This window comes from Streptomyces sp. DG1A-41 (assembly GCF_037055355.1).
GTDB lineage: Bacteria > Actinomycetota > Actinomycetes > Streptomycetales > Streptomycetaceae > Streptomyces.
Genome location: NZ_CP146350.1, coordinates 911,932 through 925,061, shown reverse-complemented (window position 1 = coordinate 925,061; position 13,130 = coordinate 911,932). Strand labels below are relative to the sequence as shown.

Genomic DNA, 13,130 nt, shown 5'->3' with positions numbered 1-13,130 from the left:
TTGTGAACCCGCACTTCTGAACCAGGGGGGACACCCTTCATGCACGCAGACCTCTCCCGCTCCACGTTCCGCCCGGAGCGGCACTACTCCGCGGTCGTCGCCCAGCAGGGCCGCGTCCAGCTCGACGCCGACCTCAACGAACAGACCGCGATCCAGCTCCACCAGGCCCGCGCCCTCGCCGCCGACCTGATCGGCCCGCACGGCGGGCCGCGCTACGCCGCCGGCTTCCGCATCGAGTACGTCGGCGGCAGGCACGAGATCGACACCCTCCTCATCCACGGCGGCCGCTACTACGTCGACGGCATCCTGTGCGACGCCGACCGCCCGGCCGCCGGCGTGCCCGTCACCGACGAGGACAGCGAGGAGCCGGCGCCGGAGCCGCCCGCGCACTGGACCTACTGGGACCAGCCCGATGGCTTCCGCGACCCGGAGAAGCCCGGCGACCGGCTGCCCTCGCCCGCCCAGACGCCGTTCGTCGTCTACCTGAACGTGTGGGAGCGCTCGGTCACCGCGGCCGAGGACCCCGCGCTGCGCGAGGTCGCCCTCGGCGCGGCCATGCCCGACACCGCCGCCCGTGTGAAGGTCGTCTGGCAGGTGCTGCCGCTGTCCCTCGCCGCGCTGGAGATCGAGGAGACCGACCCCTCCAAGGACGTCGTCCGCGCCGCGTTCACCCGCTGGGCGCAGCGCCGGTCGGCCCCCTCGGCCCGGCTCGCCGCCCGCAGTGAGCGGCCCGATCACGCCGACGAGGACCCGTGCCTGGTCAAGCCGGACGCCCGCTACCGCGGCCCGGAGAACCAGCTGTACCGGGTGGAGGTCCACGAGGGCGGCGAGGCGAAGGACGCCACCTTCAAGTGGTCGCGTGAGAACGGCTCCGTCGTCTTCCCGATCGACGAACTCGACGGCACCTGGGTGCAGTTGGCGTCACTCGGCCACGACGACAAGCTGGACCTGGACGTCGGCGACCACGTGGAGTTCGTCGACACCGCCTACGCCTCCCGCCTGGAGCCCCTGCCGTTGCTGCGGGTCGAGGAACTGGATCTGCCGGGTCGCCGCGTCCGTCTGTCCGCCGAACCCGCCCCGGGCGTCGGACGGCTTGCCCACCTGAACCCGTATCTGCGCCGCTGGGACCATCGCGGTGGCCCGAAGCGCAAGGGCCGCACGATCGCCCTGCACGGCGGCGCGGTCCCCGTCACGGAGGGGGAGTGGCTGCCCCTGGAGGACGGCGTCGAGGTGTACTTCGCCAAGGGCGGCACCTACCGCACCGGCGACCACTGGATCGTCCCCGCCCGCACCGCCACCGGCAGCGTCGAGTGGCCGGTGGACGCCGCCCGCCGCCCCCTGCTCCAGGGCCCGGCCGGCATCGTCCGGCATTTCGCCCCGCTGGCCCTGATCAAGGGCGAGGGGAGCGCCGTAGACCTGCGTCTGGCGTTCGGCCCGCTGGCGAGCAGCATGCCGCCCGCGGACGAGGCCACGCTCGCGGCCGAGGAGCAGGCCCACCGCGAGGAACTGGCCGCCGAGGATCCCTCCCACGGGCGGTCCCAGACCACAGCCGAGGCGGAAGCCGCCGTGGAAGGAGACAACTGATGGCCAAGCCGCTGAGCGCGTCCAAGCTGGTGGAGATCCTCCGGGCCGAGGGCCTGACCGTCCACGAGGTCCGCAGCTGGCGCACCCACAACCGCAACAGCAAGGGCCCCTGGGGCCCGGTGAACGGCGTGATGATCCACCACACCGTCACCTCCGGCACCGCCGCCTCCGTCGACATCTGCTACGACGGCTACTCCAGCCTGCCCGGCCCCCTGTGCCACGGCGTCGTCGACAAGAAGGGCCACATCCACCTGGTCGGCAACGGCCGCGCCAACCACGCCGGTCTCGGTGACGGCGACGTCCTGCGCGCCGTGATCAACGAGTCCAAACTGCCGGCCGACAACGAGGCCGACACCGACGGCAACCGGCACTTCTACGGCTTCGAGTGCATCAACCTCGGCAACGGCAAGGACCCCTGGCCCGAGGCGCAGAAAGAGGCCATCGAAAAGGTGGCCGCCGCGATCTGCCGCCACCACGGCTGGTCCGAACGCTCCGTCATCGGCCACAAGGAATGGCAGCCGGGCAAGGTGGACCCGCGCGGTTTCACCATGGACAGCATGCGCTCGCGCATAGCCCGGCGGCTCAAGGGCGGCGGGGGCGGCGCCAAGCCGGACCCCGACCCGAAGCCGGCGCCCAAGCCGTCCTACGAGCCGTTCCCGGGCGCCGCGTTCTTCCACATCGGGCAGCGCTCCCCGATCATCACCGCGATGGGCCGCCGCCTGGTCGCCGAGGGGTGCAGCCGCTACGAGGAGGGGCCGAGCCCCGACTGGAGCGAGGCCGACCGCCGGTCCTACGCGCTCTGGCAGCAGAAGCAGGGCTTCTCCGGCAAGGACGCCGACGGCATCCCCGGCAAGCTCACGTGGGACCGGCTGAAGGTGCCGAAGTCCAAGTAGTGACCGCGTGCGCCCCTCCGCGCGGAGGGGCGCACGCTCATCACCACCGGGGCAGCCGCAGCTCGTACTCCGGCTGGATCCGCCGCATGTAGCCGGTGTCGTCCCTGCTGCGCATCCCGGAGTCCACGTACCGCCGGTGCAGCTGCTCCAGCTTGTCGTGGTCGAGCTCGACGCCCAGCCCCGGCCCGGTCGGTACCCGGACCTCCCCGTCGCGCAGCTCCAGCGCACCGGAGACGATCACGTCGTCCGCCGAGTTCCACGGATAGTGCGTGTCGCAGGAGTGGTCGAGGCGGGGGATGGCCGCTGCGACATGGGTCATCGCGGCGAGGCTGATGCCCAGGTGCGAGTTGGAGTGCATCGACAGGGCGATCCCGAACGCCTCGCACACGGCGGCCAGTTCACGGGTGCGGCGCAGCCCGCCCCAGTAGTGGTGGTCGGTGAGCAGGACCTGGATGGCGTTCTGCTCGACGGACGGCTTCAGATGTTCCCAGGCGATCACGCACATGTTGGTCGCGAGCGGCATGGGCGACTCCTTCACCACCTCCGCCATGCCGTCGATGCCCTTGGTCGGATCCTCCAGGTATTCGAGGACGCCGTCGAGTTCACGGGCGACGTACTTCGACGTCTCCACCGTCCACGCCACGTTCGGGTCCAGCCGCAGCGGCTGTGCGGGGAAGGCCTCCGCCAGTGCCCGGATCGCGGCGATCTCCTCGTCGGGCGGGAGCACCCCGCCCTTGAGCTTGAACGACCTGAAACCGTACCGCTCCTGCATCAGCCGGGCCTGCTCGACGATCCCGGCCGGGTCGAGGGCCTCGCCCCAGTCGTCGGTGATGGCCGCACGGCCGTCGAGCGCGGGGTGCTCGGCCCACTTGTAGAAGAGGTACGCCGCGAACGGCACCGCATCGCGGACCTTGCCGCCCAGCAGATCGCTGACCGGACGGCCGAGCAGCTTGCCCTGCGCGTCGAGACAGGCCACCTCCACCGCCGAGGTGGTCCAGCCGCGCTCGTGGGAGCTGGGCACGGTCGGCAGCAGGGCCGCGTCGATCGCGGCGGAGACGGCGGTGGTCTCGAAGACATCCATGCCGACCACCACCTTCGCCGCGGCCTGAAGTCGCTCCAGCCGGGCGGTGCCGCCCGGGGACTCGCCGAGTCCCACCGTGCCGTCCTCCAGGACGAGTTGCAGGATGATCCGCAGCGCGAGCGGCTCGTGCACGCCGTTGGAGTTGAGCAGCGGCGGGTCGCCGAAGGCGATCGGTGTGACGATCAGCTCACGGATACGCGTGGGGTTCATGCGCCGACCACCTCCAGTCCGTGGTCGAGGAGTTTCGCGAGCCGGGCGACGTGCTCCGGCGCCGGATCCAGCAGCGGCGCCCGTACGCCGCCGACGTCCAGGCCGCGCAGCGTCACCCCGGCCTTGACGAGCGACACGGCGTACCCGGGGACCTCGTCGCGCAGGGCGACCAGCGGGCCGTAGAACTCGTCGAGGAGCCGGGCGACCAGCGCCTCGTCACCCTCGGCGAGGGCCCGGTGGAAGGCCAGGGCGATCTCCGGGGCGAAGGCGAACACCGCCGAGGAGTACAGCTCGACGCCGATGCCCTGATAGGCGGGCGCGGTCATCTCGGCGGTGGGCAGGCCGTTGAAGAACTGGAAGTCCTCCGTGCCCGGCACGGCACGCACCGCGCGGACGACGCGGTGCATCCGCTCGATGTCCCCGATGCCGTCCTTGAGTCCGACGACCCCGGGCAGGGCGGCGATCTCGGCGGCCGTGTCCTCGGTGAGCCGGGCGGTGCCGCGCTGGTAGAAGACGACGGGCAGCGCGGTGGCCGCGGTGACCTCCCGGACGTAGCGCACCAGGCCCTGCTGCGGGGCGCTGACCAGGTAGGGCGGCAGCAGCAGGATGCCGTCGGCGCCGGCGCGTTCGACCCGGGCGGCCTGGTCCCGGGCGACCGGCGGGGGGCCGCCGGCGGCCGCGAGGACCGGTACCCGTCCGGCAGTCGTCCGCACCGCGACCCGGGTGGCCCGCTCGATCTCATCGGCCGACAGGGCGTGGAACTCGCCGGTGCCGCAGGCGACGAACACACCTCCCGCGCCTGCGGCGACACCCGACTCGATGTGCTGGGCGAGCCGTTCCTCGTCCAGTGAACCGTCCGCCGCGAACGGCGTGACCGGGAAGAACAGCACTCCGTGGAACTTCATGTCTCCCTCATACGTGGGGGGTGGGTGGTCAGCCCTTGGTGGCACCGGCGGTGATGCCGGTGACCAGCGAGCGCTGGAGGAGCAGATAGACGATCAGGCTGGGGACCAGCGCGATCACCGCACCGGCCAGCACCACCCCCGATCCGACCTCGGGGTCGGTGCGCAGGATGGACAGGGCGACGGTGACGGTGTAGTCGGTGGGGTCCTTGGCGGCGATCAGGGGCAGCAGGTATTGGTCCCAGATCATGATGAAGCCCAGCACCCCGGCCACGCCGAGCGCGGGCTTGCACAGCGGCAGGATGACCTGCCACAGCATCCGCAGCTCACCGACGCCGTCGATACGGGCGGCCTCCTCGATCTCGGCGGGGATGTCCTTCATGAACTCGGTGAGCACCATCACCGAGAAGCCCCACGCGCCGAGCGGCAGGATCACACCCCAGACGGTGCCCTTCAGATCGAGGCCGACCACGGGCACATGGCCGAGGACGAGCGACAGCGGGATGGCGATGACCTCCTCGGGGAGCATCATCGTCAGCATGAACAGGGTCAGGATCAGCGCCTGCCCACGGAACTTGTGCCGGGCCAGGGCGTACGCGGCGAGCGTGCAGACGACGAGCTGGAGCAGCAGTCCGCCGCCCGCGATGACCAGGGAGTTGCCGAAGTAGTCCCAGATGCCCCGCTCGCCGGCCACCTGGAAGTTCAGCAGGGTCGGGTGGTGGGGGAGGAACGACAGGGTCGAACCGCTGGCCTTCTCGCTGAACGAACCGGAGAAGACCGTCAGGAACGGCGCCGCGAAGACGCCCAGGGCGAGCGCGCAGAGCAGGACGCGCAGCGCCCAGGCGGGGCCCGGCCGGTCGCTCCAGCCGAGGGCGGTGTCGAAACGGGCGGGAGTGGTGCGCTGCTTCCCGGCGGACTTCCGCGCGGGAGTGGCGGTCACCGGGGTCCGGACGGGGTCGATGGCGGGCGCGCTCATCTCACGTCTCCCCTCTTGCGGAAGTAGTTGACCGTGACGGTGAGCAGCAGCGTCACGCAGAGCAGGAGCACGGAGGCGGCCGAGGCACCGCCGATGTCGTTGCGGGAGAAGCCGAGGGTGTAGGCGCGGGTCATCCAGACGTCGGTCGACCCGGCCGGACCGCCGCCCGTGAGGACGTACACCTCGGTGAAGACGCGCAGTCCGCGGATCGCGGCGAGGGTGAGGACGATGCCGAGGGCCGGGCGGATCGCGGGCAGGGTGATGTGCCGCAGCCGCTGCCACAGCGACACCCCGTCCATCGCGGCGGCCTCGTACAACGAGCGGTCCACGCCCGCCAGTCCGGCGAGGATGATCACCATGTTGTAGGGGGCGAGCATCCAGATGCCCATGGCCGTCGTCGCCCACAGCGCCGTGTCGGGGTTGTCGAGGTAGGGCACGGGCCCCAGACCGAAGAGCCCGAGACCGCTGTTGATCAGGCCGTCGGAGGTCGGGTAGTACATCAGCCGCCACATCTCGCCGACCACCGCGGTGGCGGTGACGACGGGCAGGAAGACGGCGGTACGGATGATCTTCAGCGAGCGGGCCTGGCCTTCGAGCAGCAGGGCCAGGAGGAAGCCGGCGGCGATGCCACCGAGGGACATGCCGATGCCCAGGACCAGTGTGTGGCCGACGACGTCCTGGAAGCGGTGGTCGGTCAGGACGCGCGTGTAGTTGTCGAAACCGACCCACCGGTCTCCGAGGAAGGGCCGCACGTCGAAGAAGCTGAGCCAGACGCCCTTGCCCATGGGGAGGAACTTGAAGACCAGGGCCAGCAGCAGACCCGGCGCGAGGAACAGCCAGGGCAGTACGGCCTTCTTACTGATGACCCGGGCTCTGCGCGGCCCGGGTGTCGTCACGGTCGCGGTCATTTCAACAGGTCCTGGTCCTTGAGGTCACCGGCGAGGGTGTCGTTGAGTTCCTTGAGACCGGCCTTCACGTCGCTGCCGCAGTACGTGAACAGCGCGTTGAGGGAGTCGGCCGTGTCCTGCTTCATCGGGGCCCAGTCCGGTGCGTTGGGGAACTGGAGTGAGTCGTCCTCGTACGCCTTCTGCACCACGCTCCAGCGCGCGTCGCCCCGCACCTTCGCCGCGTCCAGCGTGGAGTTGACGGGGATCCGCACGACGGGCTGGTGGTCGCCGGTCATGGCGAGCGTCTGGCCCTCGGGGGAGATCAGGAACGCGGCGAGCGTCTGCTCCTGCTGCGCCTTCCCGGTCCTGGCGCCGAAGTAGATGTTCTCGCCGTCGGCGAGCACGTCGTTCCCGGCCGGACCCGCGGGGGCGGGCAGGACCTCGTACGTGTCCTTGCCGAGCGCCTTGTCGAAGGTGGAGATGTTGTACGGGCCGGTGAGGTACATCCCGGCGTTGCCGTCCTGGAAGTTGGTGGTGTTCGCGGTGACGGAGGTGAGGGCGCTGGGCTGGATGACACCGTTGTCACCGCAGAAGAGGTTGTCCTTCATCCAGGTGACGGTGCGCAGGGCGGCCTCCGAGCCCATGGCGGGCCGGTAGCCGGTGCCGTCCTTCTCGATGATCCGTACGCCGCCCTGCCACAGCCAGCTGGCGCCCCACCAGGCGATATAGCCGTTCTGTGCGCTGCCGGGCACGACCATGCCGTATGTGTCCTTCTTGCCGTCCCCGTCCGGGTCGCGGGTGGCGAAGGCCTTGGCGAGGGCGAGTGTGTCCTGCCAGGTCTTCGGCTGTGGCAGGCCGAGTTTCTCGCGCCAGTCCTTGCGGACGAACAGCGTCATGGCCTGGCGGGAGTACGGGATGCCGTAGTGCCTGCCGTCGCGGCCCACGGTGGACGACCAGGACTTGGCGGTGATTTCGCCGTGTCCGGCGATCGAGGCCGGGTCGATGGGCTTGAGCAGGCCCTGGGCCTGGTAACTGCCCATCAGGGCCGTGTCGTTGATCATGACGTCCGGCAGGTCCTTGGTGGACGCGCGGCTCTGCAACTGCTGGTCGAAGTTCATGACCGGCTGGTAGTCGATCTTGATGCCGGTCTTCTTGGTGAAGGCGGTGAACACCCGCTGGTAGGTCTGCGCGGACTCCGGATCGCTCCGGGTCCACACCTCCAGCGTGTTCGGATCGCCGGCCCGGGCGCTGCCGGAACCGGAGCCGCAGGCGGCCGTTCCGAACAGGAGCCCCGAGACGGCGAGCGCGGCAGCCAGGCGGTGCCCGCGGCGGAGCCGCACATCGATGCAGCGTCGGCGATCCCGCATGGATGGTTCTCCGTTCGCCGTTCATATCCGTGAACTCGCTTCACGAATCTAAATGATCGGCCAAGCTACGGATCGTTTCATCAACATGTCAAGACATGGCCGAAAGATTTCACCGAGGTCACACGAGGCCGTGAAAGGGCACGGGGAACGACAACGGCCCCAACCGGAGGGACCGGTTGGGGCCGTGGGGAGGGAACCTGGAGGTCAGTCCTGACGCGCGGCGCGCTCGGCGTTCTTCCTCCTGATGCGGGCCGCCTCCTTGCGGACCTCCGCCTGGGTGGCGCGCTCCCGCTCGAGCCACTCGGGGTTCTCCCGCTTCAGCGTCTCGATCTGCTCGGTGGTGAGGGGCTCGGTGACGCCGCCGCGGGCGAGGCCCGCGATGGAGACGCCGAGCTTCGCCGCGACCACCGGGCGGGCGTGCGGGCCGTTGCTCCGCAGGTCCTGAAGCCACTGCGGCGGGTTCGCCTGGAGCTCGTTCAGCTCGGCGCGCGAGACGACACCCTCCCGGAACGCGGCGGGTGTGGCCTCGAGGTACACACCCAGCTTCTTCGCCGCGGTCGCGGGCTTCATGGTCTGGGTGCTCTGGTGCGACGTCATGAGCCCCAGGGTATCGAGCGTGTGCGCGACCCCCGACCACGGCCGGTAACCTGGCCAGGTGACAGGCTCGGAAGAATCTCCCTCGTTCCGGCTCGTGTATGTCCCCGGGGTGATGCCCGACAAGTGGGTGCGCGTCTGGAACGAGCGGCACCCCGATGTCCCGCTGGCCCTGACGCCGATGCCCGCCGGAGCGGCGGCCGGGCGGCTGCTGGACGGGGACGCCGACGCGGGTCTCGTACGCCTCCCCGTCGACCGGAGCGTCTTCAGCGCGATCCCCCTCTACACCGAGCAGACGGTCGTCGTCGTGCCCAAGGACCACCTGGTCACGGCCGTCGACGAGGTGTCTCCCGAGGACCTGTCCGACGACATCGTGCTGCACCCCCTCGACGACGTCCTCGACTGGGAGAACCTCCCCGGGCGGCCCGCCTTCGAACGCCCCGCCACGACGGACGACGCCGTCGAACTGGTCGCGGCGGGGATCGGCGTGCTCATCGTCCCGCTGTCGCTGGCCCGCCTCCACCACCGCAAGGACCTCACCCACCGTCCCCTCAAGGACGTCCCCGAGTCGAGCGTGGCCCTGGCCTGGCCCGAGGACGCGACGACGGACCAGGTGGAGGACTTCATCGGCATCGTCCGCGGCCGCACGGTCAACAGCACCCGGGGCCGCCGGCGGCTCTTCCGGAGGAGAACCCCAAGGGCGGCGTCCGACGAAAGCCGGTGCCCGGGGAGTCGGCGGCCGGGAGGTCGGCCTCTGCGAAGCCCGCCGGCAGGGGCGGGCAGTCGGCCGGCCGGAGTGGGCGTGGCGCCCCCAAGGGCGGCAGGCGCGGCAAACCGCGCCGCCGTTCGTAGCCTGGGGGCCCGCCGCCGGAGCGCGACCCCCGGCCCGCCCCTGGTTCACCCGGCCGGCGGGGACGGCTGCGGCTGCCCGTAGGACGGGTTGGGGGCGACCGTCTGCAGATCCTTCAGGTCTTCGGGGATCGGCAGCACGCGGACCGGCGCACCCTGCTGGGGTGGCGGCGGCGTCGTCTGCTCCTGGGGCAGCTTGGGCGGGGCGGTGATCTGGAAGCTGACCTGCTCGTGGTTGATCAGGCCGGTCTTCTCCAGGACCGTGATGTGGTCGAGAACGGTATCGTTGGTCGTGTCTGCGAGCTCCCGCACGAGGCTGTTCCGGGTGGTCGCCCGGATCTTGGCAATCGTCGGGAAGATGCCCCCGTGCGCGACACGCATGATGGTCACGGCCGTGGACTCGAACTCCTTGCCGGTGCTGCCTTCCGCCGTCGCCACGAACTGCTGCTGCTGCGGCGACGGCTCGTTCGGCAGGGTGATTCCCAGGTCCGTGGAGACCTTGCGGCAGCCCGCGTCGAGCCGGCCGTGACCCACGAGCAGATGCTCGGCGACTTCCCGCATCTCCTTCGACGAGCTCCGCTCCATGATCAGCTGCCCCAGCGGGTACTCCCACAGACCGGCCGCGCGCACGCGGACCACGAAGTCGCGGTCCGCCTCGGTCAGCGGACCCCACTGAGTGTTGGCGATGATGCGGTCCTGGCCGGAAGCCGTGTTCTGCACGCCCAGCATGCTCGGGTAGGCGAGCGCGGTGAGCGTCAGGATCATCGCACCGCCCACGAACGCGGTTCCTGCCGTGCTGCGCGAGATGCGCATCGTGCCTCCTGGGATATGAACGGCCCAACGCCAGGAGGTACGGATGTCAGGGGCGAAACAATCAGCCCTGCCGCAAGAAATTTTGTGAACCGGCCGGGCCCGGTGCCGAGGGCGGTGCGGCACCGGACCCGGGCGGAAAGCCTCAGGGCTGGTACGAGGCCGCGCCCGCCGTGCTCACCGCCTTGTCGCCGTCCGCCCTGCTCAGCAGCCCGGCCGCCACCCACGCGTCCACCGTGGAGCGCACCCGTGCCACCAGCGCCCCCTTGTTCCGGAACGGCGCCCCCGCCCAGACCTCGTCCAGCAGCGAGGTGCCGTCCGGCTTCACCGGATTGGCGACGCCCGAGTCCCGGCCGCCGAAGACGACCCTCGGCTCCGAGCGCCGGAAGTAGGCGTGCGTCGGATCCTCCGTCCCCTCGAAGAACGGCGCCCACTCCCTCCCGTCCAGCGTGAAGTGCAGCGGCTTGCCCGGCACCGGTGTGAGGGAGTGCGACAGATCACCGGACAGTCCGGCACGGCCGTACAGCCCGGCCTTCAGGTACTCCGTCGCGGCGTCGCGGGCGACCAGGTTGACCGGGCCGTGGAACAGCGTCTGCAGCGACGGGTCGTCGAGGGCCTTCTCCACCCGCGTCCGGAACGGCATGGCGATGCGGACGGTGTCGCCGGCCCGCCAGGTCCGGGACACGTCGAAGTAGCTCCCGGGCTTCGGAGTCCCGGACACCGCGCGCCCGTTGACGGTCACCCGGAACCCTGCGGTCGCCCACGACGGCACCCGCAGCCGCAGCGTGAAGGAGGCCTGGCGACCCCCGAAGGTCAGCGTGCTGCCCTGCTCCTCGGGGAAGCCGGTGGTCTGCGTGACCGTGACGCCCCTCTCGGCCCAGGTCAGCGTGGACGGGCTGTACAGGTTGACGTACAGGGCGCTGCCGTCGGACTTCGCGAAGTACACCGAGTCCTGGTACTTCGTGGCGCTCTCCATGCCGGTGCCCTCGCAGCAGGTCGTGCCCTGCTTGGGCGTGTAGTCCCGGACATGACCGGGCGTCAGCCCGATGAAGTACGTGACGAGCGGCTTCTCCGCGTCCGGCTTGTCCTGCTTCGAACCGAGCACCTGGTTGTACAGCGCCCGCTCGTAGTAGTCCATGTACTTCGGGTCCTGCTCGTGGAAGAACAGGGTCCGGCTCAGCTTGAGCATGTTGTACGCGCAGCAGGTCTCCGCGGTGGTCGCGCTGATCGTGCCCGCGATCACGTCCCGGGCCTTCCAGAACTCCTGGGTGCTGGTGCCGCCGATGCCGTACATGCGGTGCGGTACGACCATGTCCCAGAAGTTCTTCGCCGACGTGAGGTAGCGCTCCTCGCCCGTCTCGTCGTAGAGCCGCACGTACCCGGTGAAGATGGGGATGTGCTGGTTGGCGTGCAGCCCGTCGAGGATGTCGGTGTTCGCCGCGCATGCGTCGATCAGCCGGTCCAGGTCGAACAGTTTGGCCAGCGCGAGGTGTTCGGCCTTGCCGGTGATGGTGTGCAGGTCGCAGATCGCCTCGACGATGCCGCCGAACTCGCCGCTGGAGAAGATCCCCCACATGCGCTGGAGGGTGGACTCCGGCAGCCTGGACAGCCGGGAGTACATCCAGTCGCACATGCCGGACGCGAGGTCCAGGGCCCGGTCGTCGTCCGTGGCGGTGTACGCGTCGAGCAGACCCCTGAGGATCTTGTGCGCGGTGTAGTACGGCGCCCACACCTTGGTGTAGTCGGGGGTGGTCCTCGACTCCAGCTCGATGAACTGCGTCTCCGGGTACGCCGCGAGGAACCCCGGATGGCTGGGCCCGCCCCAGGTGCGGCGCAGGGTGGCGGTCAGGCCCCGGCCGGAGGAGTCCGCGAAGGTTCCGCCCGCCGTCTCGTCGAAGGCGTACGACGCCAGGTCACCCCGGCCCGTCGAGGCGTCGGCGGCCCGGCGGCTCTGCAACTCGGTGATCTCGGCGCCGGTCAGCGCCCGCGAGAAGACGTTGAACTCCTCGAAGGCGCCCGCGAAGACCGGGTCGGCGGGGTAGTTCGAGCGGCCGAGCCAGTTGTTCTTCAGAGTGCCGAGGGCCGCCGGGGTGAGGCTCATCGCGGTATTCCGCGCGACGGCGGTGCCGTTGACGTAGAGCGTGCCGGTGCCGCCCGCGATCGTCACCGCGAGGTGGCTCCACTGGTTCAGCGGCAGCGCGGCCGTGCCGTCGAGGGCCTGCTCGCCGCCGGGGCCCGACGTGGTGATGGCGAAGCGCGGCACTCCGGCCTGGTTGCGGGCGGCCAGATACAGGTAACGGGTGGTGTCGTTGCCGAAGTCGAAGACGCGGGTCCAGTCGGCGTCGTGCGTGGGCCGCGCCCAGACGGAGAGGGTGATCGCCGAGGCCCCGCCGAGCGCGGTCGCCGGCAGATCCACGTACTGGTAGGAGCCGCGCACCTGATCCGCGGCGGTCCCGAACTTCCCGGGGACGCTCAGCACCGCCGGATCCCGCCGCAGCGCCGCGCGCACCTCGGCCAGCGCCCCGACCATGGCGGTGATCCGGTCGGCGAACACCCGCTCCTTCGTGCCGCGGTACGCCTGCGCCAGCATGGTCAGGAAGTGGCCGGTGTAGTGGCCCCGAAGGTTGCCGTTGGCCTCGCCGTCCAGCCCCTCCCAGCCGCCGGGGGCGACCGCGCCGCCCGTGGCGAGACCGGCGTTGGCGCGGAACACCTGGAGCAGCCGGTTCACGTCGTAGCCACGGGCGTGATCCAGCATCAGCTGCCGCTTCTCGGTGAAGACTCCCCGGCCGAGGGTGACGTCCTCCAGGGCGAACGGCCGTACGGTCCAGGCGGACGGGGCGTCGGCGGCTGTCGCGGCGGATGCGGCGGACGCCGGGGCCGCGACGGCCCGGCCTGACGCCGCCTGGGACATCGCGGGTACGGCCGCGGCGAGGGTCGCGGCCTGGAGAAGGGTTCGTCTTGAGAGGGGCCGTGCCAT

General features: G+C 70.6%; 11 protein-coding genes. 3 read left to right on the top strand and 8 right to left on the bottom strand.

Going from position 1 to position 13,130, the window contains the following annotated elements; translation table 11 throughout:
• The first annotated feature begins 39 nt into the window (after positions 1 to 39).
• Both V8690_RS04410 and V8690_RS04405 read left to right on the top strand, forming a co-directional pair.
• Complete coding sequence (locus V8690_RS04410; RefSeq protein WP_338775988.1) at positions 40 to 1,584, top strand: DUF6519 domain-containing protein; 1,545 nt, start codon at positions 40 to 42, stop codon at positions 1,582 to 1,584.
• Positions 1,584 to 2,477, top strand: coding sequence for a peptidoglycan-binding protein (locus V8690_RS04405; protein WP_338775987.1), 894 nt, complete (start codon positions 1,584 to 1,586; stop codon positions 2,475 to 2,477). Before V8690_RS04410 ends, V8690_RS04405 begins: the two co-directional genes overlap by 1 nt.
• A 40-nt stretch (positions 2,478 to 2,517) precedes the next feature.
• On the opposite strand, the gene V8690_RS04400 is transcribed toward V8690_RS04405, so the two are convergent.
• The 6 genes from V8690_RS04400 to V8690_RS04375 form a co-directional block, all read right to left on the bottom strand.
• Positions 2,518 to 3,768: a glucarate dehydratase family protein gene (locus tag V8690_RS04400; RefSeq protein ID WP_338775986.1), complete on the bottom strand. Its 1,251-nt coding sequence runs from the start codon at positions 3,766 to 3,768 to the stop codon at positions 2,518 to 2,520.
• Positions 3,765 to 4,673 carry a 5-dehydro-4-deoxyglucarate dehydratase gene (locus tag V8690_RS04395; RefSeq protein ID WP_338775985.1) on the bottom strand — a complete coding sequence of 303 codons (909 nt, stop codon included), beginning with the start codon at positions 4,671 to 4,673 and terminating at the stop codon, positions 3,765 to 3,767. Before V8690_RS04395 ends, V8690_RS04400 begins: the two co-directional genes overlap by 4 nt.
• A 28-nt stretch (positions 4,674 to 4,701) precedes the next feature.
• Positions 4,702 to 5,646: a carbohydrate ABC transporter permease gene (locus tag V8690_RS04390; protein ID WP_338775984.1), complete on the bottom strand. Its 945-nt coding sequence runs from the start codon at positions 5,644 to 5,646 to the stop codon at positions 4,702 to 4,704.
• Entirely contained in the window at positions 5,643 to 6,554 is a 912-nt protein-coding gene (locus V8690_RS04385; RefSeq protein ID WP_338775983.1) for a sugar ABC transporter permease, read from the bottom strand. The genes V8690_RS04390 and V8690_RS04385 overlap by 4 nt, the downstream gene beginning before the upstream one ends.
• Entirely contained in the window at positions 6,551 to 7,900 is a 1,350-nt protein-coding gene (locus V8690_RS04380; protein ID WP_338775982.1) for a sugar ABC transporter substrate-binding protein, read from the bottom strand. The genes V8690_RS04385 and V8690_RS04380 overlap by 4 nt, the downstream gene beginning before the upstream one ends.
• A 204-nt stretch (positions 7,901 to 8,104) precedes the next feature.
• A complete protein-coding gene (locus V8690_RS04375) occupies positions 8,105 to 8,497 on the bottom strand; it encodes a DUF5997 family protein (protein WP_338775981.1) in 393 nt (130 codons plus the stop codon).
• Positions 8,498 to 8,555: 58 nt separating this feature from the next.
• Here V8690_RS04375 and V8690_RS04370 point away from each other — a divergent pair, with 58 nt between their 5' ends.
• Positions 8,556 to 9,428: a LysR family transcriptional regulator substrate-binding protein gene (locus tag V8690_RS04370; RefSeq protein ID WP_338775980.1), complete on the top strand. Its 873-nt coding sequence runs from the start codon at positions 8,556 to 8,558 to the stop codon at positions 9,426 to 9,428.
• On the opposite strand, the gene V8690_RS04365 is transcribed toward V8690_RS04370, so the two are convergent.
• Positions 9,392 to 10,156 (bottom strand): DUF4142 domain-containing protein, encoded by a 765-nt coding sequence (locus V8690_RS04365; protein WP_338775979.1) that lies wholly within the window; start codon positions 10,154 to 10,156, stop codon positions 9,392 to 9,394. The two genes, V8690_RS04370 and V8690_RS04365, sit on opposite strands and share 37 nt — an antisense overlap.
• A 142-nt stretch (positions 10,157 to 10,298) precedes the next feature.
• A complete protein-coding gene (locus V8690_RS04360; protein WP_338775978.1) occupies positions 10,299 to 13,130 on the bottom strand; it encodes a beta-L-arabinofuranosidase domain-containing protein in 2,832 nt (943 codons plus the stop codon).